Origin of the sequence: Selenomonas sp. WCT3, from assembly GCA_900100835.1 — a bacterium.
GTDB classification, from domain to species: Bacteria; Bacillota; Negativicutes; order Selenomonadales; family Selenomonadaceae; genus Selenomonas_A; species Selenomonas_A ruminantium_E.
Window position 1 is genome coordinate 22,917 of sequence record FNCM01000012.1, and the last position, 25,453, is coordinate 48,369.

At 43.5% G+C, this 25,453-nt stretch carries 27 protein-coding genes; all 27 read left to right on the forward strand.

Going from position 1 to position 25,453, the window contains the following annotated elements; all coding sequences use genetic code 11:
* Positions 1 to 11 precede the first annotated feature (11 nt).
* A complete protein-coding gene (locus tag BLQ36_RS10235) occupies positions 12 to 701 on the forward strand; it encodes an MBL fold metallo-hydrolase (RefSeq protein ID WP_074515502.1) in 690 nt (229 codons plus the stop codon).
* Between the two features lie 21 nt (positions 702 to 722).
* Positions 723 to 947, forward strand: a complete 225-nt coding sequence (locus tag BLQ36_RS10240) for a hypothetical protein (RefSeq protein WP_074515503.1) — start codon at positions 723 to 725, stop codon at positions 945 to 947.
* Positions 947 to 1,981 (forward strand): 3-oxoacyl-[acyl-carrier-protein] synthase III C-terminal domain-containing protein, encoded by a 1,035-nt coding sequence (locus BLQ36_RS10245; protein WP_074515504.1) that lies wholly within the window; start codon positions 947 to 949, stop codon positions 1,979 to 1,981. Before BLQ36_RS10240 ends, BLQ36_RS10245 begins: the two co-directional genes overlap by 1 nt.
* On the forward strand, positions 1,978 to 2,745 hold the full coding sequence (locus tag BLQ36_RS10250) for an SDR family oxidoreductase (RefSeq protein WP_074515505.1): 768 nt from the start codon (positions 1,978 to 1,980) through the stop codon (positions 2,743 to 2,745). The genes BLQ36_RS10245 and BLQ36_RS10250 overlap by 4 nt, the downstream gene beginning before the upstream one ends.
* A gap of 22 nt (positions 2,746 to 2,767) precedes the next feature.
* Complete coding sequence (locus tag BLQ36_RS10255) at positions 2,768 to 3,808, forward strand: ketoacyl-ACP synthase III (RefSeq protein ID WP_074515506.1); 1,041 nt, start codon at positions 2,768 to 2,770, stop codon at positions 3,806 to 3,808.
* 38 nt (positions 3,809 to 3,846) lie between these two features.
* The gene (locus tag BLQ36_RS10260; RefSeq protein WP_074515507.1) at positions 3,847 to 4,320 is read left to right on the forward strand and encodes a 3-hydroxyacyl-ACP dehydratase FabZ family protein; all 474 of its coding nucleotides are present in this window, start codon (positions 3,847 to 3,849) and stop codon (positions 4,318 to 4,320) included.
* A gap of 4 nt (positions 4,321 to 4,324) precedes the next feature.
* Positions 4,325 to 6,112 (forward strand): thiamine pyrophosphate-binding protein, encoded by a 1,788-nt coding sequence (locus BLQ36_RS10265; RefSeq protein ID WP_074515508.1) that lies wholly within the window; start codon positions 4,325 to 4,327, stop codon positions 6,110 to 6,112.
* 2 nt (positions 6,113 to 6,114) lie between these two features.
* Positions 6,115 to 7,146 (forward strand): N-acetylneuraminate synthase family protein, encoded by a 1,032-nt coding sequence (locus BLQ36_RS10270; RefSeq protein ID WP_074515509.1) that lies wholly within the window; start codon positions 6,115 to 6,117, stop codon positions 7,144 to 7,146.
* A gap of 16 nt (positions 7,147 to 7,162) precedes the next feature.
* A complete protein-coding gene (locus BLQ36_RS10275) occupies positions 7,163 to 7,405 on the forward strand; it encodes an acyl carrier protein (RefSeq protein ID WP_074515510.1) in 243 nt (80 codons plus the stop codon).
* Positions 7,406 to 7,485: 80 nt separating this feature from the next.
* Positions 7,486 to 8,898 (forward strand): AMP-binding protein, encoded by a 1,413-nt coding sequence (locus BLQ36_RS10280; RefSeq protein WP_074515511.1) that lies wholly within the window; start codon positions 7,486 to 7,488, stop codon positions 8,896 to 8,898.
* Complete coding sequence (locus tag BLQ36_RS10285) at positions 8,888 to 9,967, forward strand: acyl-protein synthetase (protein WP_074515512.1); 1,080 nt, start codon at positions 8,888 to 8,890, stop codon at positions 9,965 to 9,967. The genes BLQ36_RS10280 and BLQ36_RS10285 overlap by 11 nt, the downstream gene beginning before the upstream one ends.
* Positions 9,951 to 11,156 carry an acyl-CoA reductase gene (locus BLQ36_RS10290; RefSeq protein ID WP_074515513.1) on the forward strand — a complete coding sequence of 402 codons (1,206 nt, stop codon included), beginning with the start codon at positions 9,951 to 9,953 and terminating at the stop codon, positions 11,154 to 11,156. The genes BLQ36_RS10285 and BLQ36_RS10290 overlap by 17 nt, the downstream gene beginning before the upstream one ends.
* 271 nt (positions 11,157 to 11,427) lie before the next feature.
* Complete coding sequence (locus tag BLQ36_RS10295) at positions 11,428 to 12,012, forward strand: type IV toxin-antitoxin system AbiEi family antitoxin domain-containing protein (RefSeq protein ID WP_074515514.1); 585 nt, start codon at positions 11,428 to 11,430, stop codon at positions 12,010 to 12,012.
* A 4-nt stretch (positions 12,013 to 12,016) separates the two neighbouring features.
* A complete protein-coding gene (locus BLQ36_RS10300; protein WP_218970080.1) occupies positions 12,017 to 12,886 on the forward strand; it encodes a nucleotidyl transferase AbiEii/AbiGii toxin family protein in 870 nt (289 codons plus the stop codon).
* A gap of 107 nt (positions 12,887 to 12,993) precedes the next feature.
* Complete coding sequence (locus tag BLQ36_RS10305) at positions 12,994 to 13,803, forward strand: NTP transferase domain-containing protein (RefSeq protein WP_074515515.1); 810 nt, start codon at positions 12,994 to 12,996, stop codon at positions 13,801 to 13,803.
* A gap of 15 nt (positions 13,804 to 13,818) precedes the next feature.
* Positions 13,819 to 14,727, forward strand: coding sequence for a choline/ethanolamine kinase family protein (locus BLQ36_RS10310; RefSeq protein WP_074515516.1), 909 nt, complete (start codon positions 13,819 to 13,821; stop codon positions 14,725 to 14,727).
* Positions 14,728 to 14,745: 18 nt separating this feature from the next.
* On the forward strand, positions 14,746 to 16,767 hold the full coding sequence (locus tag BLQ36_RS10315) for a sulfatase-like hydrolase/transferase (protein ID WP_074515517.1): 2,022 nt from the start codon (positions 14,746 to 14,748) through the stop codon (positions 16,765 to 16,767).
* A gap of 12 nt (positions 16,768 to 16,779) precedes the next feature.
* A complete protein-coding gene (glf, locus tag BLQ36_RS10320; protein ID WP_074515518.1) occupies positions 16,780 to 17,892 on the forward strand; it encodes a UDP-galactopyranose mutase in 1,113 nt (370 codons plus the stop codon).
* A gap of 29 nt (positions 17,893 to 17,921) precedes the next feature.
* Positions 17,922 to 18,860, forward strand: coding sequence for a hypothetical protein (locus tag BLQ36_RS10325; protein ID WP_074515519.1), 939 nt, complete (start codon positions 17,922 to 17,924; stop codon positions 18,858 to 18,860).
* Positions 18,861 to 18,869: 9 nt separating this feature from the next.
* Complete coding sequence (locus BLQ36_RS10330; RefSeq protein WP_180364869.1) at positions 18,870 to 19,574, forward strand: glycosyltransferase family protein; 705 nt, start codon at positions 18,870 to 18,872, stop codon at positions 19,572 to 19,574.
* 118 nt (positions 19,575 to 19,692) lie between these two features.
* The gene (locus BLQ36_RS10335) at positions 19,693 to 21,411 is read left to right on the forward strand and encodes a hypothetical protein (RefSeq protein ID WP_081342319.1); all 1,719 of its coding nucleotides are present in this window, start codon (positions 19,693 to 19,695) and stop codon (positions 21,409 to 21,411) included.
* A gap of 143 nt (positions 21,412 to 21,554) precedes the next feature.
* Positions 21,555 to 21,845: a zinc-ribbon domain containing protein gene (locus BLQ36_RS10340; protein ID WP_033171385.1), complete on the forward strand. Its 291-nt coding sequence runs from the start codon at positions 21,555 to 21,557 to the stop codon at positions 21,843 to 21,845.
* A gap of 127 nt (positions 21,846 to 21,972) precedes the next feature.
* Positions 21,973 to 22,758, forward strand: a complete 786-nt coding sequence (locus BLQ36_RS10345) for a basic amino acid ABC transporter substrate-binding protein (RefSeq protein WP_074515522.1) — start codon at positions 21,973 to 21,975, stop codon at positions 22,756 to 22,758.
* Positions 22,759 to 22,939: 181 nt separating this feature from the next.
* The gene (locus BLQ36_RS10350) at positions 22,940 to 23,605 is read left to right on the forward strand and encodes an amino acid ABC transporter permease (RefSeq protein ID WP_074515523.1); all 666 of its coding nucleotides are present in this window, start codon (positions 22,940 to 22,942) and stop codon (positions 23,603 to 23,605) included.
* Positions 23,592 to 24,311: an amino acid ABC transporter ATP-binding protein gene (locus tag BLQ36_RS10355; protein WP_074515524.1), complete on the forward strand. Its 720-nt coding sequence runs from the start codon at positions 23,592 to 23,594 to the stop codon at positions 24,309 to 24,311. The genes BLQ36_RS10350 and BLQ36_RS10355 overlap by 14 nt, the downstream gene beginning before the upstream one ends.
* A gap of 152 nt (positions 24,312 to 24,463) precedes the next feature.
* Positions 24,464 to 24,664, forward strand: a complete 201-nt coding sequence (locus BLQ36_RS10360) for a cold shock domain-containing protein (RefSeq protein WP_074515525.1) — start codon at positions 24,464 to 24,466, stop codon at positions 24,662 to 24,664.
* A 220-nt stretch (positions 24,665 to 24,884) separates the two neighbouring features.
* Positions 24,885 to 25,427 (forward strand): ribosome hibernation-promoting factor, HPF/YfiA family, encoded by a 543-nt coding sequence (gene hpf / locus BLQ36_RS10365; RefSeq protein ID WP_074515526.1) that lies wholly within the window; start codon positions 24,885 to 24,887, stop codon positions 25,425 to 25,427.
* Positions 25,428 to 25,453: the final 26 nt, after the last annotated feature.

The following is a 25,453-nucleotide window of genomic DNA, read 5'->3' on the forward strand; positions in this document are numbered from 1 at the left end:
ATGGTAGCAATATGAATAGTTTTTCTAGATTTGTTTTAAGGTATTCTGAGTCGAATATGTATTTGCTGGTTGAGAATCATGAGGCCTTAATTATAGATCCCCATAAGTCAATGGAGGCACTGGCTGTACTGAGGGAAAAAGGGGTAAAGCATATTCATATTTTGCTTACACATGAACATTTTGATCATGTTACAGGAGTAAATTGGCTGAAAGAACAATTCAATACAACCGTGATATGCCAGAAGAAATGTGCAGAGAGCATAGCAGTAGCAAAGAATAATCGTCCATTTGTCTTTTTTCCGATGGTGGAGGATAAAACAGAACAAGAGAAGAGAGAAATCATATCATTCTTTGATGCTTTGCCAGCTGATGCAATCAAAGCTGATATTACTTTTGCTGAGGAGTATGATTTTACATGGCAAGGCCATGAAATAAAACTTGTGTCCTGTCCGGGACATTCTCCTGGAAGTACGCTTATAAATTTTGACAACATCCATGTCTTTACCGGGGATTATGTGATTCCTAATACGCCGGTTATACTTCGGTTTCCCGGTGGAGATAAAGAGATATACAGGAAGAAAACATTGCCTGTTCTGCTGGGCATGAGTGATGATTTAATGATGATGCCGGGGCATGGCGAGCCTTGTCTGCGTGGCTCACTCACCTACGAATGTGGCTGTTTTATGAAGTATGAGAATTGACATTTGAAAGGAGCAATCATCATGGAGGAAAAGGAATTTTTGGAAAAAATGACTGAAATCATGGATACGGAGGTAGAACTGTCTATGGATTCGGTGCTGAAGGATATTGAAGAATGGGATTCTCTCAGTTATGTGGCTTTCTTGGCTTTTGGTGCTACCGTTGCTAAGGAGAAAATTTGGCCTGCGGACGTGAAGGCTGCTAAAACGTTGAGGGATTTGTATAGTCTGCTGATGGGGGATAAGTGATGCTGGGGCAAATATCCGGCTTTTGTCTGGAAGCCGTCACTGCGACAGTCAGCAGTAAGCGCGTTTCCATCGAGGAAAGATGCAAGGACTTGCTGCCTGCAAAAAAAGCAGCACGACTAGCCAAGGGAACGGGGGTTCACCGCCTTAGCATAGCAGAGCCGGATGTGTGTACATCAGATTTATGCTATCAGGCAGCGGAGAAACTTTTTTCTGCTGGATGGAAAAGAGAGGACATAGGTGCGCTTATCTTTATTACTCAGACGGCAGACTACTTAACTCCGGCTACCAGCTATTATCTACAGGAGCGCTTGCATTTGCCTAAGGACATAATTGCCTATGATGTAAATCTGGGATGCTCTGGATTTGTTTATGGTATTTTTCAGGCAGCATCTATGCTGGATTTTATTGGTGGCAGGAAGGTCCTTTTGCTGGTAGGGGATACTTCCAGTAGGAATGCTTTTCCTCAGGATACAGGGTTATTTTCCATAGCCGGGGATGCCGGCGCAGCGGCCATCTTAGGTCAAAGCCAGGAAGCCAAAGCATTTTTTCATATCGAGAGTTATGGCGAAAGAGCAGATATGCTTTTGGTGCAAAGGGGAGGGTATCGTGCCCTAAGAATTACCGAGGGTGAAAAACTTGCCAATATTCAGGAGAACTATTGTAATATGGATGGTTTAGGTGTAATGGATTTTTCTCTTGATGATGTGCCCAGGAATATTGAAAGGCTTTTAGAGTATGCTTCTGTTGGAATTGAGGCTTTAGATATTGCCCTGGTGCATCAGGCTAATAGCATGATTGTGGCTTCTTTGGCAGACAAAATGGGGATTGACAGGGAGAAAATGCCTTTTCGATCTGAGAATATAGGAAACACCAGCTCGGCATCCATACCTGTCCTTATGTCGGAGATGCAGCGTAGAAGTGAGTTCGGTACTTATCAACGATCCTTGCTGTCGGGCTTTGGTGTAGGGATGTCTATTGCTTCTGTCCTGATGGATCTAAGCACCACAAAAGTGATGGAGACGGATGAAGTATGAAGGATGTAACATTTGATTTTTCTGGTAAGAATTTTGTAGTGGTAGGAGCATCCTCTGGCATGGGACGACAGGTGGCACTGGAACTTGTTGAGTCTGGAGCAAGGGTATTGGCGGTTGCAAGAAATAAAAAAAGACTTGAGGAGTTAAAGAAAGAAAGATCGGACAAAATTGATATAGCATCGGTTGATGTAACAAATGCTACTGGTGAGACTTGGTCTGATGTTTTGGGTGCTTGTACTATTCAGAATGGTAAATTTGATGGAATGGTATACACTGCTGGAGTTACAGGTACTACTTCTCTGAAGTATTACGATGAAAAAACAGCAAGAGCAATCATGGAAACAGGATTTTGGGGAGCGATGAATCTTATGAAGATTATCTCCAAAAAGAAATTTATCAATCCAGGTTCATCGTTTGTACTTTTTTCCTCTACCGCAGGTCATACAGGAGAAAAGGGACTTTCTGTATACTCAGCCACAAAAGCGGCTCTTATGGTAGCGGTGCGTTCGATGACTCATGATTTGTCTCGTGAAAAGCATCGTGTAAATACAATAAGCCCGGGCTATGTAAAAACACACATGACACAGTCTTCTGTTGAAGAAATGGGTGAACCAGGTGGGGTAAAAGAGCGTCATCTTCTGGGAATAGGAGAACCCGGTGATGTCAGTGGCATGGTACTTTTTCTTTTGAGCGACAGAGCAAGGTGGATTACCGGTGAAGATTTTGTGGTAGATGGTGGTCAACTGCGTGGAGCTTGGCGCTGAAAAAATAAAAAGGTGATAAACGATGAATAAAGATATAGTAGCGCAAATTGTAGGTGTAGCTGTCTCTGTTCCCAATAAGCAATTTGACTTGATGGATATGGATATTGATGAATACACATTGAAGAGAACCATGAAGCTGACAGGTATACACAAAATAAGACAGGCACCACCAGATATGTCAGCTGCTGATTATTGCATAGATGCGGCAAAGGTGCTTTTCAGGGAACTTTCTGTAGAGGCCAGTAGCATTGATGGGATTGTAATGCTTACACCTCATCCTAATTATATTTATCCGGGGGATAGTGGGCTGATACAGACTGCTTTGGGTATTCCTACCAAATGCATCGCCATGGATATAAATCATTCTTGTACCGGGGTGATTTATGGCATCTTTGTAGCTTCTTTGCTGGTGGAAAGCGGTCAGTGCCAGAAGGTATTGGTTTGTTGCGGTGATACAGCTACCAAGCATATGAATCCCAGGGACAGGGCCTTGAAAATGGTGGCGGGAGATGGAGGCTCGGCACTGCTGGTTACAGGTGGTGGCAAACTTCCCATGAAATATTCTTTTGTCCATGACGGCAGTGGTCTCAAGTACCTTTACACTCCTGCCGGCGGAGAGCGAATGCCCATAAAGCCGGGGGTGACGGATATAGAATCGACTGATGCCGAGGGAAATGTTCGCAGCTTACAAGATGAATATATGAATGGGCTTGAAGTTATGCGTTTTGTATTGGATGAGATTCCACAGCAATTAGAGGAAGCTTTGCAAAAAAGAGCTTGGAGTAAGGAGGACGTTGATACATATGTTTTTCATCAAGCAAATGAGTTTATGATAAAAAGTCTTGTAAGGTCTATGCAGCTAGATATAAAAAAAGTGATCATAAATGTGGATGGTTATGGCAATATAGGTGGCGCATCAGTGCTTTTAGCTATGTGTTTGGAGCGGAAAAATCGTAATTCGTGGGGGAAGACAGTTATAGGCAGCTTTGGGACTGGTATGTCTGGAGCTGTTATGACTGCAGATTTTAGCAATACGCATTTTTGTAATGTGAGTGAATGTTGATGTTGTTTGCTTGGGAATCACAGTAGGGGGGGCAGTTTATGGATAAATTGTATAATTTAAATGCAATTGATATACAGGAATACCAACAAAATAGATATCCTTTATTATTTGTAGATATGATAACGGAAGCTTGTCCAGGACAATACGCAAATGGGTTTAAAAACTTTACATATAATGAATGGTTTTTTCCCGCACATTTCAAAGATGAACCCAATGTTCCTGGATTTATACAAATAGAATCCTTGACCCAGGTATTTTTAATGACATTTTTAACGATACCTGAATATAAGGGAAAAAAAACAGGTTTTGTATCTGTAAAAAATGCAAGATTTAAAAAGCCGATACTTCCAGGTGAACGCTTAGATATTGAAGCTGTATTAGAGGCTTTTTCAAGAGGATTTGCAAAAGGAAGGGCAATAGGATATGTAAATGAGCATGAAGTTTGTTCGATACAATTGGAAATAGCAGTACCTGAAGTGATGAAACGTTATATTCCAAAAAGAGGAAAGTAGTAAAATGGAACGTGTGTCAGATTACATTATAAGAAAAATAAATGAAGCTGGAATCAATCATGTTTTTTTTATAGCAGGTAGAGGAATATTGTATTTAACAGATGCTTTGGCTAAAAATAAGAATGTTATTCCGATTGCAACTTATCATGAACAGGGAGCTTCTTATGCAGCGATGGCTTATTCGAGTTCTAATAACAATCTAGGTGCGTGCTTAGTTTCAACAGGTTGTGCGGCAACAAATGCTGTTACTGCTTGTCTATGTGCGTATCAAGATAGTATTCCTATGATTTTTATATCGGGGAATAATCCGCTAAAAGAAAACGTACGTTATACAGGAATAAAGATAAGAACATATGGCTCGCAAGAAGCGGATATTATTAATATCGTCCGACCAATTACCAAATATGCTGTAATGTTGGAAGATGTTAATACGGTGGTTTATGAGGTAGAGAAAGCGCTTTATTTAGCTAGAGAAGGTCGAAAAGGTCCAGTGTGGATAGATGTCCCTCTTGATGTGCAAAATATGCATATGAATGAAAATTGCTATCAGGTAAAATATCGCAATGTATGTGATAATGATAATTGCTGTAGTATAGATGCATCAATTAATGAAGTAACAGGCGAGCTAAATAAAGCAAATCATCCTATATTGCTTATAGGTGGAGGTGCGAGGAATGCAAAGAGAGAATTGGAGAAATTGGTTACCCAATACAATATTCCGTGTGTATCTTCTCCGGCGGGATGTGATATTTATGGGAGCGGGTACAAGTTTTCTATAGGGACAGTGGGAAGTATTGGTGGTTCGAGAAGTGGAAATTTTGCTGTGCAAAATAGTGATTATATCTTGGTGCTAGGTTCTAGATTGTCTTCGCAGCTTACAGGCGTTAGAGAAAATTTTGGACGACATGCTAAGGTGGTAGTTGTTGACGTAGATGAAATTGAGCATACCAAGTCGGAAATTGTAGATAAATTAATTGTTTGTGATGCCAAGATATTTTTAAGAAAATTATTGGAATGCGGATTGAAGAAACGTCATGAAGAATGGCTTCATAAATGTTTGCATTGGAAAAAGCTATTTGCGATTCATAAAGAGCAGTTTGTACAAGATTTGATAGATAAAAATAAAATAGATATATATACATTAGTAGATTCGATTTTTGAGATAGTCTCTTCCAATGCTACTATAATTACGGATGCTGGGTTTGAAGAATTGATTGTTCCATCTGCTGGTAGATTTAGGGAGAATCAACGATGCTTATTTCCAGCGGCACAAGGAGCGATGGGATATGCAATTCCTGCAATTATTGGAGCGTATGCTGCTGGCCGCAAAAATATTATATGTATTGTTGGTGATGGATCTATCTTGATGAATATGCAGGAGTTGCAAATAATATCAAAAATGAAAATACCAGCAAAAATCGTAGTTGTCAATAATAATATGTATGCTGTTATAAGAAAGAGACAACAAGATTTATTTAGGCAAAGGACAATCGGAAATGACCCTAGTGATGGTGTGCCTACAGCTGATTTTTCAAGAATAGCTTTCTGCTTTGACATCAAATATAGGCATATAGAATATAGATCAGAACTTATTGAATACTTGAATGACATGGCTGCAGACCAGCTTGAGCTTGTTGAAGTGATCAGTGTGCCTGAACAAATATATATTCATGAATCATATGCATTTAATGAAAAAAAGAAGCTTGTTCATCGGCCGATAGAAGATATGGCACCTTTTTTGCCGCGTTCTGTAATCAAAGCGGAAATGCTGGTGCCTCTAATGGAGGAATAGTTATGGCTGAATGTAGGTTCCTTGATGGGACAGTTATATCAGATTATGGCAGACCTTATATTGTAGCTGAAGTAAATAGTAGTCATAGAGGAGACATAAATGTTGCTAGAGAGATGATTGATAAGGCTGTAGAGATAGGGTGTAATTGTGTTAAGTTTCAATCGTGGACTACTAAATCCCTTTACTCTAGGACATATTATGAATCTAATCCTATCGCAGAGAGATTTGTAAAAAAATTTTCGTTAAATGAGTTAGCGATAAAGGAACTATCAAAGTATTGTAAGAAGACTGGGATAGCTTTTTCATCTACACCATATTCAGAGGATGAAGTTGATTTTTTAGTGGATGAATGCAATGTTCCGTTTGTAAAGATAGCTTCTATGGAAATAAATAATTTAAGTTTTTTGAAATATATAGGAAATAAACATGTGCCAGTAGTCTTATCAACAGGGATGGCAACAACAGATGAAATAATTGAAGCTGTTGGCGTATTAAAAAAAGCAGGCGTAAATCAAATGGTTATTCTACATTGTGTTTCGATTTACCCTACAATATTGGATAACGTTAATTTGAATAATATTATTGGTTTGCGTGAATTATTTCATGATTTCCCAATTGGATTTTCTGATCATACAGAAGGTGATGCGGCAGCTATTGCATCGGTAGCTTTAGGGGCTGGTTTGATAGAGAAACATTTTACCTTGGATAGGAAGATAGTTGGCATGGATAATGGGATGGCTACTGAACCAGATGAATTTTCTAAGATGGTGGATAAGTGTAGAGCTATTCAAATTGCTATGGGAGATAAGAAAAGAATTTTAGTAGCGGAAGAAATTGAGCAACGTACCAAGATGCGTCGTAGTTTGATTTCAATCAGAGATATAAAAAAGGGTGATATAATAAAAGAGAATGATATATATGCTAAACGTCCAGGAAATGGTATACCACCTAATGAAATTGATAAAATAATTGGGAGAAAAGCTAAAATGGATATAAAAACAGACACAATGATTACATTTGATCAATTAATATAATTAAGGAGTGTTTATTATGACTGATTTAGAAAAATATACTAAGGTTTTTGCAGAAACATTTGATGTAAACGAGTCAGAGGTTGAAAAATTAGAATATCAAGGAATAGAATTATGGGATTCCGTAGGACATATGAGTTTGATTTCTGCATTGGAAGAAGCGTTTGATATAATGTTGGATACAGATGACATTATCGAATTAAGTAGTTTTGAAAAAGGAAAAGAAATATTATCTAAAAATGCATACGGCATAAAATTTTAATGCCTGATAACTATCCATAAGTAGTATAAGATATTTTTAAACTGTCAACTATTATGGATAACTTCATGGAGTGGGCTTTGATGATGTTTAATTTAAGCGCGTATAAAGGTGATGTTTCACTTATCGATGGAGAGCATTGTGTTACATATGAAATGTTGATTCATAAATCAAATGCAATAGCAAAGGCTATTGGTAATCGTTGCTTAGTCTTCATATTGTGCACTAATACTCCGGCGTCTATTTATGGTTATGTTGGTACTATAAATAATAATATTGTTCCTTTATTGCTGGATTATAAATTAGATAATTCTTTATTGAATGAGTTGTTGAATACTTATAAACCAGATTACTTGTGGTTGCCTAAAAGCGGTAGGCATCATTTTTCAGGAATGAAATGTGTTTTTGGGGATGATGGTTATGAATTACTAAAAACTTGCTATGAAGAACCAGTTTCATTGTATGAAGATTTAGCTTTACTTATGACTACCTCTGGCTCCACGGGAAGTCCAAAGCTTGTACGTCTTAGTTACGATAATATCCGTTCAAATACGGAGTCTATTGTATCTTACCTCAATATTGACGCTGGGGAACGGGCGATTACCAGCCTGCCTATGCACTATGTGTATGGACTGTCTGTAATCAATACGCATCTTTATGCAGGTGCTTCTTTAGTGGTTACAGAAAAGACTATGTTTCAGCGGGAATTTTGGGATATGGTAAAAACACAGGCAGTAACTAGTTTCAGTGGTGTTCCCTATACATATACTATGTTGGAAAAATTGCGTTTCTTTCGCATGAATTTGCCATCTTTGCATACGCTCACGCAGGCAGGCGGTAAACTGGATCCGGAATTGCACGAGAAGTTTGCCCGTTATGCTATGGAGAGAGGCAAAAAATTTGTAGTTATGTATGGAGCAGCAGAAGCTACGGCAAGAATGGGGTATTTGCCTGCGGAATATTCTTTGGCTAAAGCTGGGGCAATGGGAATTGCTATTCCGGGAGGACGGTTTGAATTATCAGATGATAATGATAATATTATCGATTTAGCGGATACCCCGGGAGAACTTATTTATTATGGACCTAATGTTAGTCTAGGGTATGCAGAAAACAAGGAAGAATTGGCTAATGGCGATGAACAACATGGTCGTTTGGCGACAGGTGATATTGCCCAGCGTGATCAAGATGGATTTTATACTGTAGTGGGACGCAAGAAAAGATTTTTAAAAATTTTTGGCAAACGTATAAATTTAGCGGAAGTGGAGCATATCTTGCGTCAACATTTCAAAGAATCTGAATTTGCTTGCACCGGCCGGGATGATTACTTGTTTATTTTTTTTGTAGGGGGCGATATGGATGAGAAAATAAAAAGTTTTCTTGTTGAAAAAATTGCCATTCATCCATCAGCACTGCGTGTCCTGTCTATTCCGGATTTACCTAAAAATGCTGCTGGCAAGACTTTATATAGAGAACTGGAGCAATATTATGACTTATGAAGAGTTGTTGTCGTTGGAACCTTACAGCTTATCACAAGTTCGTAAGAATGAATTGTTTGTTGAATTGTTGGGAGCATTAACAGAAAAACATCGGCAAATGTCATACTGTTATGCTGATATTATACGCACGTTAGGTTATGATAGGAAAGAATTTCAAACTGTACAAGATATTCCATTCCTGCCAGTCCGCTTATTTAAGCATCTGGATTTAATGAGTATTCCAAAAGAAAATATTTTTAAGATGATGACATCTTCGGGGACTTCAGGGCAGCAGGTTTCTAAGATATATCTTGACAAGGAAACTGCTTCTTGGCAACAAAAAACATTGGCGAAAATCGTTTCTTCTTTTATAGGGACGAGCAGACTTCCCATGATTATTTTGGATTGTCCATCTGTATTGAAAAATAGACATAGTTTTTCAGCTAGAGGAGCTGGTATACTAGGATTTTCCATGTTTGGTCGTAAGAGTATTTATGCGTTGGATGATAATATGGATTTACAGTATGAGGTGGTACGAGATTTTCTACAAGAACATAAGGGCGAAGATATCTTATTGTTTGGCTTTACTTTCATGGTGTGGAAGTATTTTCTACAAGCTGTAAAAGATAGGAATTTGTTTTTCGACTTGAGTAACGGTTTTTTGTTGCATGGCGGTGGGTGGAAAAAATTAGCTCAGGAATCTGTTTCCAACGAACAGTTTCGACAGGAGTTGGCTAAAATCTGCGGACTTAAGTATGTGCATAGTTATTACGGTATGGTCGAACAAACAGGACCCATATGTATGGAATGTGAGGCGGGACATTTACATGTTAGCAACTGTTCCGATATTATTATGCGTCGAAGCAGGGATTTTTCTCCGTGTGATATTGGGGAACCAGGAATTGTGCAGGTATTGACTCCTATGCCACAGTCATATCCGGGACATTCATTGCTGACCGAGGATGAAGGCGTATTATTGGGCGTTGATGATTGTCCATGTGGACGCAAGGGAAAATATTTTAAGATTATGGGACGTTTAGCAAATGCCGAGCTGAGAGGGTGCAGTGATACCTATGCAGTGGGAAAATAAAGTGACTTTTGAGGTAGGAAGCATGGAACGGTTATGCATGCTTCAGAAAGATGATGGGCAGGTTTTGCCAGCTTTGCCAGTCTTTTCGTCTTTGGTAGAATCTTTTTTGCAAAAATTATCTGCATGCCTTATGACTGACTTATTAGCAAAAGGTTATCCTGATGTGATCACATTTGCTTTTTTTTGTCGTCGTAGCCATATTAGGCAGTTAGCGCAAAAATTTGCAGGAACTGGTGAGAGACTGGGACGGGGCTTGGTTTTTCATATTGCTCCGTCCAATGTGGCCATGAATTTTGCTTATTCTTGGGTAGCGGCACTTTTGGCGGGGGATGCTAGTGTTGTACGCTTGCCGTCGAAGTCGTTTCCGCAAGTGGAGATTATTTGCAAGGCGGTTCGTCAGGTTCTGGCTGATATGCCGGAATTGGTTCCTTATATTTATTTTCTGCGTTACGGTCATGACGAAGATGTAAATACGGCATTATCAGCTCTTTGTTCAACTAGAGTCATCTGGGGTGGGGATAAAACTATTAGAGAAATAAGAAACTTTCCCTTGGGGATAAGGGCTAATGAAATTGTTTTTGCGGATAGATTTGGACTGGCTGTGATTGATGGCGATGACTATCTACGATCAGACAATCCAGAAAGAATTGCTCAAGATTTTTTTAATGACACTTATCTAAGCGATCAGAATGCGTGCAACTCTCCTCGCTTTGTCATTTGGTTGGGAAGAAACAAAGTTCAAGCAAGAGTCAAGTTTTGGCAGCAGCTGCAAGACCTACTGGATAATCATTATGAGCTGGGGCCTGTGCAGGCCGTAGATAAGTTGGTAAAGACCTGTCTTTTGGGGGCGGAATGTGAATGCAAACTTCAAGATACAGCAAATAATTTACTAACTAGAGTTGAAGTGAAATCATTAACAAGAAAACTTATAGAATATACTGGTAATAGTGGTTTCTTTATTGAATACGAAGCAGATGAATTGACTGATATTAAGCCCGTTCTTACTGAGCGATGCCAAACGATTAGTTATTATGGTGTCGTTAAGGAAGATATTTTGAGCGTTGTCAAAGATAGTGGCTGTCGTGGAGGAGATAGGATTGTGCCAATGGGGAGAACTTTGGACTTTTCGTTAATTTGGGATGGATACAATTTAATTTCGGCCATGTCTAGAGAGATTGATGTGGTTTAGCTATTGATTGCTAGACAAGAGGAAAAGGATTGTGTATGAAAATTTGGCTGATTTTAGATGATACGACTGAATAGTTATTGATTGAATAAGATTTGTATGTGTAGGCTTATAGGATTAACTTTTATGTTTTAGCGCAGTTACTTAGGCAAATCATCTTATGGAATTTGTAATTTGCTACGTGGATCTCTGGTTAATACGTATAGAAGATTTGAAGATACCTTGATTTCCTCCACTAACTATCATATAATTGTAGTTAGTGGAGGAAAATGCTATGATTAGAACGACATATGATTTATTAGATTCTTTTTCTGGATATGCCAATCCTGATATGAAAATCAAGCGGATGGTTCAGGAGGAGAAACTTTTTCGTTTGCGAAGAGGATTATATGTAACAACCACAAAAATTTCCCCATATCTAGTAGCGGGGACTATATATGGTCCGTCGTATATTTCGTTTGAGACAGCGCTTTCAAGATATGGCTTGATTCCGGAGCGTGTTTACGCTTGTACATCGGCTACTTTTCGTAAGAATCGTTCCAAGACATATAAAAATGATTTGGGGGTTTTTACATATCGTGATATCCCTGCGGCTGCTTTTCCACTTGGTGTCAAGTGTGAGGAAGAGAAGAAGATGTTTTATGCAATAGCGTCTCCCGAAAAGGCGTTATGCGATATGTTGTATGTTCAGCCACCGGTATATAGTCACAAAGCGTTGAGGGAATTGTTGTTTGTGGATTTACGTATTGATGAGGACGTTTTTTCGCAGTTGGATCGGCAAGAGCTGCAGCAGCTGGTGCCACGTTATAGACGACGCAACTTGAATTTGTTAGGGGAATTATTAAGCAAGGGGCGGTGAGCTGGTGGATACGTTATTGAATGACTATATGAAATTCTATGAGCCGCAGACAGCCGATGACTATCGGAATGCGTTAAAGGAGATTGTCCAGGAAATAGCGTTATATGGGCTGAGTCGCAGTGATTTTTTCCAGAAAGCGGCTTTTTATGGTGGGACATCACTACGTATTTTTTATGGGTTAGATCGTTTTTCTGAAGATATGGATTTTTCACTGGCTGAACCCAATGCAGATTTTTCGTTGGAAAAATATTTTTCCTATGTGGAAGAGGCATTAGCTAGTCATGGTTTGGAAATGTCGGTTTCCAAAAAGATCAAGGCTAATCCTAACGATGTTCAATCTGCTTTTATCAAGGGAGAGACCATAATCCAATTAATTACGATATGGGACAAGGAGGAGCGTGGCTTTCCAGGGATTTCACCACACGAAGTAATAAAGATTAAGATGGAGATTGATACGAACCCTCCAGCAGGAGCTACGTATAACATTAAATACGGTCTGCGTCCTGTTCCTTACATGGTTCGTTTGTATGATGAGTCATCTTTGTTTGCCGGTAAATTACATGCTGTACTTTGCCGAAATTGGCGAAATAGAGTGAAGGGGCGTGATCTTTATGACTTTGTTTGGTATATTACCAATAGGACAAAGGTCAACCTGTTTCATTTACAAAAACGCCTGGAGCAGACTGGGCATTGGGGTAAGAAAGAAACTTTGACTATTCAGGACTTAAGAAATATGCTGATTGAGAGATTTGATTCTATCGATTATGAACAGGCGAAGTTAGATGTGAGAAGCTTTATCAAAACAGAAGAGAAATTGCAGCTTTGGGGGGCAGAGTTTTTTAAGGCGTTGTCTGGTCAAGTAGAGGCGATATAGGTAAGGTGGTCGTTCGACTTATGAGTTTTTTTATATGGGTGTACTAAGGTGTTGGGGAAAAATAGTGATAGGATGAACGTAGAACCGACTGAAAGGATGTAGTGTTTGTGGGGTTATCGAATAAGGAATTTTCGCAATGTCTGGAACAGTATAATGCTCAGCGGGAAAATGGGCATATTGAGGCAAAGGTATTAGCGAGTCTGGAGCCTTATCGGGTACAGAATGCTATTATTCTGGCGGCGGGGAAGAGTACACGGTTTGCTCCGTTTTCTTTGATAAAACCAAAGGCGTTAGCAGAGGTTCGTGGTGAAATACTGATAGAGCGGCAGATACGACAGTTGCAAACAGCAGGGATAGAAGATATCTATTTGGTAGTCGGCTATAAGAAAGAACAGCTTATGTATTTGGCTGAAAAATTCGGGGTGCATGTTGTTGTAAATGAAGATTATGATCGCTACAATAATACCTCATCGCTGATGTGTGTACGAAATGTACTAGCGAATAGCTATATCTGTTCATCGGATAATTACTTTACAGAAAATCCTTTTGAGCCTTATGTATATCGTCCTTATTATGCAGCGGTTTATGCAGAAGGGGAAACGGCAGAATACTGTTTGACTGTTGATGAACAGGAACGCATTACGGCGGTGACAATAGGAGGCAATAATGCTTGGGTCATGTTGGGGCATGTTTATTTTGATGAGGCGTTCAGTCGAAGATTGGTGCAGATTTTAGAGGATAGGTATGAAAATCTTCAAGTGCGTGAACGGTTATGGGAAGACTTATATCGAAAGCATTTAGACGAGCTGGTACTTTATAGGCGGCGTTATCCGGAGGGCGTTATTTACGAGTTTGATTCCCTGCAGGAATTAGCTTTGTTTGATCCGCAATCGTCGTCGTTGTCTGAGGATAGATGAAAAGGAGCAAAGGAAATGGCGGAATTAGTACGTAAGATTGTTGCTGAAGATGTACCGAGAATAAAAGCGTTGCTGCAAGTAACGTTTGGCAATGAAGCTTATGTAGATATGAAGCGTTTGACAGGAATGACTAATCGCTCCTATAAGATAACGCGAGAGGATGGAACGGCCTATGTATTGCGTATTCCTGGTGAAGGCACTGAGCAGATGATAAATCGTAGTGATGAGAAGAAGAGCAATGAGCTAGCTTGTGAGTTAGGTTTGGACACTTCGATGTTTTATTTTGATCACGAAGGAAATAAGGTGATGCAATTCATCGAAAGTAATCGCAGTGTGAATGAGGCACTTATGCGGGAGACGATGATGATACATAAGGTGGCGGAAGTTTTTCGTCGGTTGCATACCAGTGGTGTTGATACAGGAGTTTTGTTCGAAGTTTTTGCTATGGCTGCGATTTATGAAAACATCATAATGGAAAACAGAGTAAAGCTCTATCCGGATTATGATAAGGTCAAAGCACAGGTTATGGCGGTGAAAGCGAATGAAGATAAAATAGGAATAGGGGCGATAGTACCTTGTCATAACGATCCTTTGCCGGGAAATTGGATTCTGGATGATCAAGAGAAACTTTGGCTTATCGATTGGGAATATGCGGGGATGAATGATTACATATGGGATTTAGCGTGTGTATCTTTGGAATGCAATTACACGGAAGTAGAAGAAAAAGCACTTCTAGCAGCGTATTACTTGCGTGAAGCTCAAAAAGAGGAGCGGCAGCATTTCGTTGCAGGGAAGGTTTATGTGGATTATTTATGGTTTCTTTGGGGATTGACACGGGTACCTTATGAGGGCGAGTATATGCAGAAATATGCAGATGGTCGCTACCGAAGGTTGAAGAAAAATTTATCATCATATGTGTTTTAGGATGCTGGATTGAGGAAAATGGAAGTACGAGAGTTATTTACAACGTTGAAGGAAAAACTTCGTTGTCAGCAGTTTGACGATGAGTTTTTACTGTATGCGATAAAGTTTCGTGAGGTATATCCGGAGTCAGCAGGTTTTGAAATCTGTTATGGTTTCTATGCATTGGCTCATGGCAATGTAGAGGTGGCATTAGAACAGGCGGAGATTGCTTTTGGCAAGCGGCGTTTGAATGATAAGGTACTGCAATTGCTGGTGCTTTGCTACGAAAAGCTAGGGGATTCCCGGGCGGTGGCTTATTTTCAAGGATTGCGGCGAAAGTTTTATCAGGTTCCTCTGTCGTTGGATATCAAGGATGAGCAAAGTCTTGATTTATTGTCATTAGCGATGGGGGTTGGCAATTATGCGCCATTTGCTGCGCAGCGCATGTTCATCAAAGATGGCAAGATAGAACAGCAAGCAGCGGTGTTTGCTGGGGAGTATCTGCCTAGTTTAGAGCAGGATTCGTATTGGGTCGGTGCCTATGCGGAACAGGAAAGCATGAATGGCAAAAATTGGCTATTGGAAACGATGCGCTATAATAGTGAGTTTGCTCTGCGCTGCGGAGCGGATTTCGTTTTCGATATCCAACGGGCTGAGCTGACTAAAAGCAAAGAGATAGCTGTGGAAAGCAAGCGTGGCTTATTGGCCATAGCGGGGACAGAAGATGCGCAAGCTATCGAGTTTCGTTGTGGGGATAATGTTATGGAAGCCCAGCTTTCGAAATGGATGTTCCAGTATTTCCGTATGGATAAACCAACGGTGATTTCTTCGAAGGATGAGATGGTAGTAGGGAAATTTGTCCCGTTGGGGCACAGTCCTAGGCGCAAAAAAGTAGTCTTGAATATATTAGTGGATGCCATGAGCTGGGCGGCACAAAAAGAACGGAATTACCAGGATGTGCCCAATATCATGCGCTTTTTCAAGCGGGGTATCATATTCAATAACCATTTTTCGGTGGGAGAGTATACTTATCCGTCATTTGCTACAATTGAGTCTGGCTTGACTCCGCATCATTCGCAGTTGTTCAATGAGCAGGCAGCAGTGAGTCTGGACACCTGCTATGTGACTATGTCTGAGCAGATGAAACAGTTGGGCTATTATTGTGTCAATTTGATGGGAGGTGGTGATGGTATTACCAATCGCACTACCCGGGGATATGATCGCCTGCTGACAACTACCTATAATACGCCGGCTTATGAGGGCGTTGAGCGTACCATTCGCCATTTGGAGGCATTTGGCGAATGCGATCAGTTCCTGCTTCTGCATGTTATGGATGTCCACCCTTGGCGGGCGAAGGCTTTTCAAGTGCCACTCACCACGCAGACGGGATTATCACTTTCTGGTCGCGTGTCAGGCTATGATGAAAGCCGCCCTAGTGTATATATTCAAAAAACACCACTTTATGAGCAGGCTAACATTGACGGGGTGCGCAATGTGGACAGAGCTTTGGGCACGTTGTTCCGTTATTTGGAAGATCATTATGCAGATGATGAGTATATCGTCCAATTATATTCGGATCATGGCTGTTCTGTTTATGATGATGAACCCTATCTGCTGTCAGATCATCATGTGGGGGCTGCCTATATGATGCGAGGTGCAGGGATACCTGAACGGGGGATTGTGGATGAGCTTACTAGTGCGCTCGATATATATCCGGCGTTAGGGAAACTGGCTGGTTTTAAAGTTCCCGATTATGTTGATGGCAATTTGCCCGCGGCATTGGGCGGTCAAGAACGAGAGTATGTAATCAGCAATACTATGTACCCCGGGCAGACCTTCAAGATGGCAGTGCGGACGAAAGACTATGAATGTCAGTTGGTGACAGAAGATGTACTGACAACGGATGGGACAGTGAATATGGATACGGCAACATATGAAATTTATTGCCGAGGGAACAAGAAAAAGAAGGTAGACTCACCAGAATTGCGTGCATTTTTTTCTGCGATTATTCGGGAATATACTAAGAGTTTTGATAATCATGGGCTTAGCTGGCAGGATTGAGGATAGGAGTAGATGTTTGTGGCAAAATACGATTATTTGATTGTCGGCTCGGGCCTGTTTGGCGCAGTATTTGCGCATGAGATGACGAAGCGGGGGAAGAAGTGTCTGGTGCTGGAGAAGCGTGAGGCAGTTGGTGGCAATATCCGCTGCGAAGAACGTGATGGCATCCATGTGCATGTATATGGCGCGCATATCTTCCATACGAATAATAAGGAAGTATGGCAGTATGTGAATCAGTTTGCGGACTTCAATCAGTATGTGAATTCGCCGGTGGCCAATTTCCGTGGGGAACTTTACAATCTGCCCTTCAATATGAATACGTTTTATGCCATGTGGGGCGTGACGACGCCGGCTGAGGCGACGGCAAAGATTGCCGCACAGCGGGCGGAGATAAAGGGCGAGCCCCAGAATCTCGAGGAGCAGGCAATTTCGTTGGTTGGCCGCGACATCTACGAAAAGCTGATTCAGGGCTATACGGAAAAACAGTGGGGCCGCAAGTGTACGGAGCTGCCGGCGTTTATCATCAAACGGCTTCCCGTGCGCTATACGTATGATAACAACTACTTCAATGCGCACTATCAGGGCATTCCTATCGGCGGCTATAATAAGATTGTTGCTGGCTTACTGGAAGGTATTGAGGTGCGGACTGGTGTAGATTATAATGCTTTGCGTGCTGAGTATGAAGGCGCAGCCCATAAGGTGGTCTATACAGGAGCACTCGATGAATATTTTGCCTATCAGCTCGGGCGGCTGGAGTATCGTGGGCTGAAGTTTGAGACCGAGCGGTTGGAGCAGGAGAATTATCAAGGCGTGGCGGTCATGAACTATACGGCGGCCGAGGTACCGTATACGCGCATCATCGAGCATAAGCATTTTGAATTTGGTACGCAGCCGGTGACCTATGTGACTCGTGAGTATCCGCAGGAATGGAAACCGGGCGAGGAGGCCTACTATCCGGTCAATAATGAACGGAATCAGCAGCTCTATGAAAAGTATGCAGAACTGGCGGCGAAGGAAGATAAGCTGATTCTCGGTGGCAGGCTGGCAATGTATAAGTATTATGATATGGATAAAGTTATCGAGACGGCATTGGCCGCAGTAAAAAGCGAAGCGGCCAGGTTGTGAATAGACGGTTTGACTGATGGGGGATTGTGATGGCGGAGAAGATAAAGCCGGAACTTTTGGGATTTTTGCAGGCGGGGGGACTGCCGTATCGGATTTTGGTGGTGGAAAGCCTTTATTATCTGCCGGAGCTTAGGCAGATGTTTCCGCAGGCGGAGATTTTTGCGGTGGCGGCTGAGGAGGAGGCCATCGAGCCGTATGGTGATTGTCAGGTGGATTTCCGTGTGGTGGACTATCTGTCGGAGCGGCTGCCCTATGAACGAGAGTTTTTTGATTACATCATTTCGGATTTGACGTTGGAGGCAGTGGCGAATCCGCAGGATATTGCGGCGGGATTTTCGCTGTATCTGAAACAGACCGGGGCATTCTTGACGAGTTTCCGCAACATCCGTCATTGGTCGGTCCTGGAGGAGATGATGGAAGGACATTTCTATCATTTGGTGACCAGGTTATATGCCAAGACGGAGTTTGAGCGGCTGCTTTATGCGTCGTATTATAAGAATGTCCGCGTGCGGCCGCAGGTTCGCCGGGCTGAAGATGATATCGTGGAGCGGCTGGTGGCAGCTGGCTTTGAAAACATCCATGAGGATCTGGATACGGAGTTCTGGCTGGTTCGGGCTGACCGTTCCATGCCGGAGATGGCACTTTTGAAGTCGATGTATACGAAAGAGCAGCGCAAGGAGCTTTCGGATTATCTGCACCGCATTGAGTATGATGTGGACGCGGAAAATCAGTGCCGTTTATTCTGGGCGTTTTATGAACAGACGGCGCTTTTTTCCGATTATGTGGCCAACTTTATCCGGCAGGCGGTGTTCCACCCGGAACGGTTTTATCGGCGGTTGATGAAGTATTCTCGCCGGGAGCTGGATGAGATTTTGGCGCTGCTGGAATGCACGAGGGAAAATGCTACTTCGCGGGAGGAGCTTTGCTGGATTGAGGAATTGGAGCAGGAGCTGCAGGGGATGAAATGAGGGTTGAGAATGGATTTGACGATAAAAAAAGATTTGGATGATACGAAGGTAGCCTTCATTACCTGCGTCAATAGCGAGGATTGGTACAGCGAATGCCGCCTGTACTTGGAGAGTCTCAAGATTCCGGCGGGGATGACCGCCGAGTTTATTCCCGTGCGAGGCGCAGCTTCGATGTGTGCAGGCTACAACATCGGCATGCATCAGTCCGATGCGAAGTATAAGGTTTATCTCCATCAGGATACCTTGGTGGTCAATAAGAATCTGGTGGCAGATTTGCGGCAGTTGTTCCGGGATGATTCGGTTGGTGCCGTGGGGGTGATTGGCTGCCGGAGCCTGCCGCGAAGCGGTGTCTGGTGGGATGGCCTGCGGACTTATGGCCGCGTGCTGCATGCCTGCGAGCCCGAGAGCGTTGTGGATTCCCAGTGCCGGGAGCCAGAGGGGCTTTGCCAGGAGGTGGAGGCTGTCGATGGCCTGTTCATTGCAACCCAGTATGATATTCCCTGGCGGGAAGATCTCTTTACGGGGTTCCATCTCTACGACACGTCGCTGTGCAAGGAAATGCAGCGCCGGGGACTCAAGGTGGTTGTCCCCAATCAGGAAAAAGATTTCTGGTGCATCCATTGTCCGAAGGAAAAACCGCTAGCGAAGGAGTATAAAGGATATCAGAAGATATTTGTAAAGGAATACGGTGGGGAATTGAATCCGGAAGTGTAAGAGAGGGCCTTTCCTAATTGGAAGGGCTTTTTTTGTAATAAGAAGCAGGAAATCATTCAACTTTGTAGAATATAGGAAAATATGCGAAACTATGAGACAAATTAGGAGTTCTTTTGGAATGGATCACGATGCTTTGAATTGGCTTAGCTTGGCAGACAAGTTTGCGGCAGAGGGCGACCCGCGGGGGATGCGTGCCTGTGCAAAAGAGTTGTGGGATATGGATGCGGATAGCATGGACGGTGCGGCTGTTATGGCCGAAGCCGCCCTGTATTCCGGTGAGCGCGAAGAAGCGCAGGCACTGGTGGAGGAAATCCTGGCCAAGAAACCAAAGCATTTGCGGGGGCGTATGGTAAAAGCCGGTTTGGCTGCAGTGGAGTTCCGCTTGGATGAGGAAATCCCACTGCTGCGGGAGATTGTGGCGGAAGTGCAGCGCAAGCGGAATGCTTTGGAACCAGATGATGCCTACTTTGGGGTATTGACGCATATCCTGAAGAAAACTCGTGGCTGGCTGGCCGATGCGGAGTATCTGGCAGCACGCCCGGATAATGCGGCTAAAGAGCTTCTGGCTCGCAGTGAAATCTGTGAGGAGCCGCTGGAGAAGGCGGAGATGTACAGCAAGTACCTCTTTATGCGCAATTACCGGGAGCAGTCCATTTATGAGAGCCGGGGGGCGGCAGAGGCGTATGAACCGATGCTTTCCATTACGCCATATCTTCATGAGGATGTGAAGAAACTGCCTGAGAAAAAGCTTCGTATCGGTTATTTGTCGCCAGATTTTCGCGAACACGCGGTGGCATCCTTTTTGGAACCGCTCTTAAAAGATTATGATGGGGAACATTTTTCCGTTTATTGCTATTCGACAGGGCGTTCTGACCATGTCACGAAGAAGATACGGGCCTGCCATATTCACTGGCGGGACCTTCGAGGGCGCAGCCCGCGGACTGCGGCCCGTCTCATTGCCGAGGATCAGATTGACATCTTGATGGATTTATCCGGGCATACCCAGGGGAGCTGTCTACCTATTATGGCTTACCGGCCGGCTCCGGTCCAGATGGCAGGGATTGGCTATATGAATACGACAGGGTTGTCGACGGTGGACTATTTCTTATCCGATGAGGTATGTCTGCCTACTGGAGAAGCGACGGCGGAGGGGTTCGTCGAGAAGATCCTGCGCCTTCCTGATTCCCATCTTTGTTACCGTCCGGGATTTGCCCGGGAGATACCATCAGCTGGTACTGAGGCGCCATGTTTGCGCAATGGGTATGTTACCTTTGGCAGCTTCAATAACTTTGCCAAGGTGACGGATGAAACCTTGCTCATGTGGCGCAGCATCCTGGATCAGGTGCCTGATTCCCGCTTGGTCATCAAGGGGAAAATCTGCAGCATTCCTTCTGGGCAGGCTATTGTGAAGGAACGTCTGGCCCGTCTGGGGGTGAATATGGCGCGGATTGAACTTCGCCCCTACAGCCCCGATTATTTGGAACAGTATCGGGACATTGATATCGCGCTGGATGCGATGCCCTATAATGGCGGCCTTACGACTTGTGAGGCACTTTATATGGGAGTGCCGGTGGTAAGCCTGCGGGGACGCAGCCACGGGGCACGATTTGGCGCGTCGATTCTCACCAATGCCGGGGTGCGGGAGCTCGTGGTGGAAAACGATTTGAACTATGTACGCCGTGCAGTTCAGCTGGGGAAATCCCCCGAATTGGTGGGGGCTTATCATTCCGGCTTGCGGGCTAACTTGCTCAAATCGCCGCTCATGGATAGTAAAAAATATATGCATGAGCTGCAAAATGGCTATCGTCAGATATGGAAGAATTTTTGCACAAATTAAACTATAATAAAAAAACTTGCATTTTTGACAGTAGTCAAGTATAATATCGTATGGGACGTTCTTGATTCTTAGCGTTTTATAACACTTTGAGAAGTGGGGACATCTTAGTTTTATTTTATTTTTTCTAGTAAGGGGATTATCTTATGGCTTTCGAAGACAAGACACTCGTATGCAAAGACTGTGGTAAGGAGTTCACGTTCACCGCTGGTGAGCAGGAATTCTACGCTGAGAAAGGTTTCGAGAACGAACCGGCACGCTGCCGTGACTGCCGTGACAAACGCCGCCGCACTCGTGAGGGTGGCGAGCAGCGCCAGATGTTCAAGGTAACTTGTGCAGAATGTGGCAAAGAGACGGAAGTTCCGTTTGAGCCGAAAAATGACCGTCCGGTATACTGCCGTGACTGCTTTAACAAAAAAAGAGCGGAAAGAGAGTAATCTCTTGAAGTTTGCTCAGTGTGTGCTATAATAATAAATGTGCGTGAGCAATGGAGCCCGGGCGAAACGCTCGGGCTTTATTTGTTTCAATGTAAATGTATAATAATTTGAGAAAGTAGGGATTTTCATGAAAATGAAGAAGGTACTGGCAAGTATCGCTGTCTGCGCATTTGCGGTATTTGCTCTGGCTGGATGCGGTGGCAGCAGCAATACGTCGTCGGGCAGCGGCTCGGGAGCGAAGGTGCTCAAAGTTGGTGCTTCTATCGACTTTGCTCCGTTCGAGTTCCAGGATGAGAGCCAGAAGGAATATCAGGGCTTCGATATGGATTTGATCCGGGCAATCGCCAAAGAGATGGGGTATGAAGTGGATATTCAGAACCTGGGCTTTGATGGTTTGATTCCGGCTTTGCAGGGCAAGAACATCGATGTCATTATCTCCGGTATGACCATCAACGATGAGCGCAAACAGAATGTACTCTTCTCTGACCCGTATTATCAGTCCGGTCTGACGATGGTGGTTCGCAGTGATGAGAAGGCTATCACGAAGTTTGCTGACCTCAAGGGCAAGAAAGTAGCCGTTCAGATTGGCACGACCAGCGAGGCTGAAGTCAAGAAGATTGAGGGCGTTGAGGTCAAAGTTCTCAATACGCCGGCTGACTGCTTCATGGAGCTCAAAGCTGGCGGCGTTGATGCGGTGGTAAATGACCGTCCGGTTAACGACTACTTCATCACGAAGAATGGCGCTCAGGGCGTCAAGGCCCTCGAGGAGAAGTTGACGGCTGAGGATTATGGTATCGCTATTGGCAAAGATAACAAAGAACTGCAGGAGAAAATCAATGCCGCTTTGAAGAAACTCAAAGAGAACGGCGAATACGACAAGATTTTCGCAAAATGGTTCGGCGAGAAAAAATAATCATAAAAGTTGTATAAAAAATCATCGGTGATAGCTTTCACCGATGATTTTTTTTGCCGAAAAGACAAAGAAGCTCGATGTTGACAGGCAGAGGACATTGAAATATAATAAGTTTATAGGTTTACAGTTGGTTGAATATTTATTAAAGAATAGAGAAATTAGAGGAATTAGGTGAAGTATTATGGATTTTAATTTCCAGCTGGTGCAGGATTCCTTCCCTCTCTTGTTGTTGGGGGCAGGAATTACCATTAAGATTACGGCCCTTTCCGTGGCTGTCGGTATCATTATCGGTTTGTTTATGGGCATTGCCCGCATTGTCCGCATTCGCATATTCCGCATTTTAGCGGCAATTTATGTGGATTTTTTCCGGGGAACACCGCTCTTAATCCAGATTTTCCTCGTTTACTTCGCCTTGCCGCTTTTGACCGGTCAGCGCAGTGACCCGTATGTAGCTGCCATCAGCGCTTGTGGTTTAAATTCCGGTGCTTATGTCGCTGAGATTTTCCGTTCGGGTATTCAGTCCATCGACAAGGGGCAGATGGAGGCAGGCCGCTCGCTGGGCATGACCTGGGTACAAACGATGCGTTATATCATTATCCCTCAGGCATTCAAGCGGGTTATTCCGCAGCTGGGCAATGAGTTTATCGCACTGCTCAAAGATTCCTCGCTGGTATCGGTTATCGGCTTTGAGGAGCTCACCCGCCGCGGTCAACTGATTATTGCGAAGACCTATGCTTCGGTGGAAATCTGGACCTGCGTTGCCATTATCTATTTGATTATGACGCTGTCGATTTCCCGTTTTGTCGCTTATCTGGAATGGAGGTTCAAGACTGATGATAAACATTGAGAACCTGTATAAATCCTATGGTGACGTCCATGTCTTGAAGGGCGTTGACCTGAACATAAAAGAAAAAGAAGTCGTTGTCATCATCGGACCTTCCGGTTCGGGCAAGAGTACGCTTTTGCGCTGCATGAACTATTTGGAAGTTCCCACCAAGGGAAAGGTCACGGTGGATGGCATTCTGCTGGATGGGGAAGCCAATATCAACAAGGTTCGTGAAGAAGTGGGGATGGTTTTCCAGCGGTTCAACTTGTTCCCGCATATGACGGTTCTGGAGAACATTATGCTGGCACCGATGAAGGTGCGGAAGGTTTCCAAGGAGGCCGCTGAGAAGGAAGCGAGAGAGCTGCTGGCCCGGGTTGGGGTGGCCGATAAGGCTGACAATTATCCGACGCAGCTTTCCGGCGGTCAGCAGCAGCGCGTGGCGATTGCCCGGGCGCTGGCAATGAAGCCAAAGGTCATGCTGTTTGATGAACCGACTTCGGCCCTTGACCCGGAAATGGTCGGCGAGGTACTGGATGTTATGCGGAAGCTGGCAAAGGCCGGCATGACGATGGTCATTGTCACCCACGAGATGGGCTTTGCCCGGGAGGTGGGCGACCGGCTGCTGTTTGTGGATGAAGGCCGCATCATCGAGCAGGGAGATCCGAAAGAGGTATTCGAAAATCCACAGCAGGAACGGACAAAATTGTTCTTATCTAAAGTACTTTGATTGGAATTTGTGTGTTGTATAAAGACAAAATATCGTTCAAAAGTCTCTTAACAGATATAAGAAATATTGACAGTTTAATTACTAACAATTATAATTGAGAGTGACCACAAGAAAAATGTGGAAAAGGTAGTTTCTACTTAGGAGGAATCTCAATGGTTGGCAAAGTTAAATGGTTTAGTGCAGAAAAAGGCTATGGCTTCATTGCTCGCGAAGACGGCGATGATGTATTTGTACATTTTTCGGCAATTCAGGACGAAGGGTTCAAGACGCTGAACGAGGGTCAGGCTGTAGAGTTTGACATCGTAGAAGGTGCACGTGGCCCGCAGGCTTCGAATGTCGTAAAGACTGCCTAATGAACGACGATGAATCCCAGTTCGCAGAACTGGGATTTTTTGATAGGCTGACCGAAACCATGAATCCTTTCATAGAAATTTCAGATTTTTCTTGGCAGGAAAAGAAGGGATTGTGGCTATTGTGGCGAATACTATGAGTATAAACCTTCCGAGAGGCAGGTTAATACGATTAGAGCCATGGCAAAAGCTGTGGTCCATCATAAGAAAGGGGATGTGTCTTATGGCAACATTCACTGTAAGAGGCAAGAACATCGAAATCACTCCTTCCCTGCGTGAGTACGTAGAGAAACGCGTTGGCAAAGTCACGAAGTACTTTGAAAATGTCGGTGACATTTCCGTGCTTCTCACGGTATCCAAAGGCCGCCATATTGTGGAGGTTACGGTGCCGGTCCAGGGCGGAATCCTGCTTCGCGGCGAGGAAGCCACGATGGACATGTACACGTCGATTGATCTGGTCGTAGAAAAACTGGAGCGTCAGATTCACAAACAGAAAACGAAACTGGCTCGTCGTTTCCGTGGTGGCGGATTTAAGGCAGAGGCGCTGCAGTCTTCGGTTATCCCGGAGAAACAGGAGGATGAGGAGTACAAGGTCGTGAAGACGAAACGCTTCGTCGTCAAACCGATGGATGTTCAGGAAGCTGTCATGCAGATGAATCTCCTGAATCACAACTTCTTCGTATTTCGTGATTCGGAAACGGAGGAAGTCAACGTCGTCTACAAGCGTACGGATGGCAATTATGGCCTGATTGAATCCGGTAACTGATATGGAAAATTCGGACCTTCCCTGCG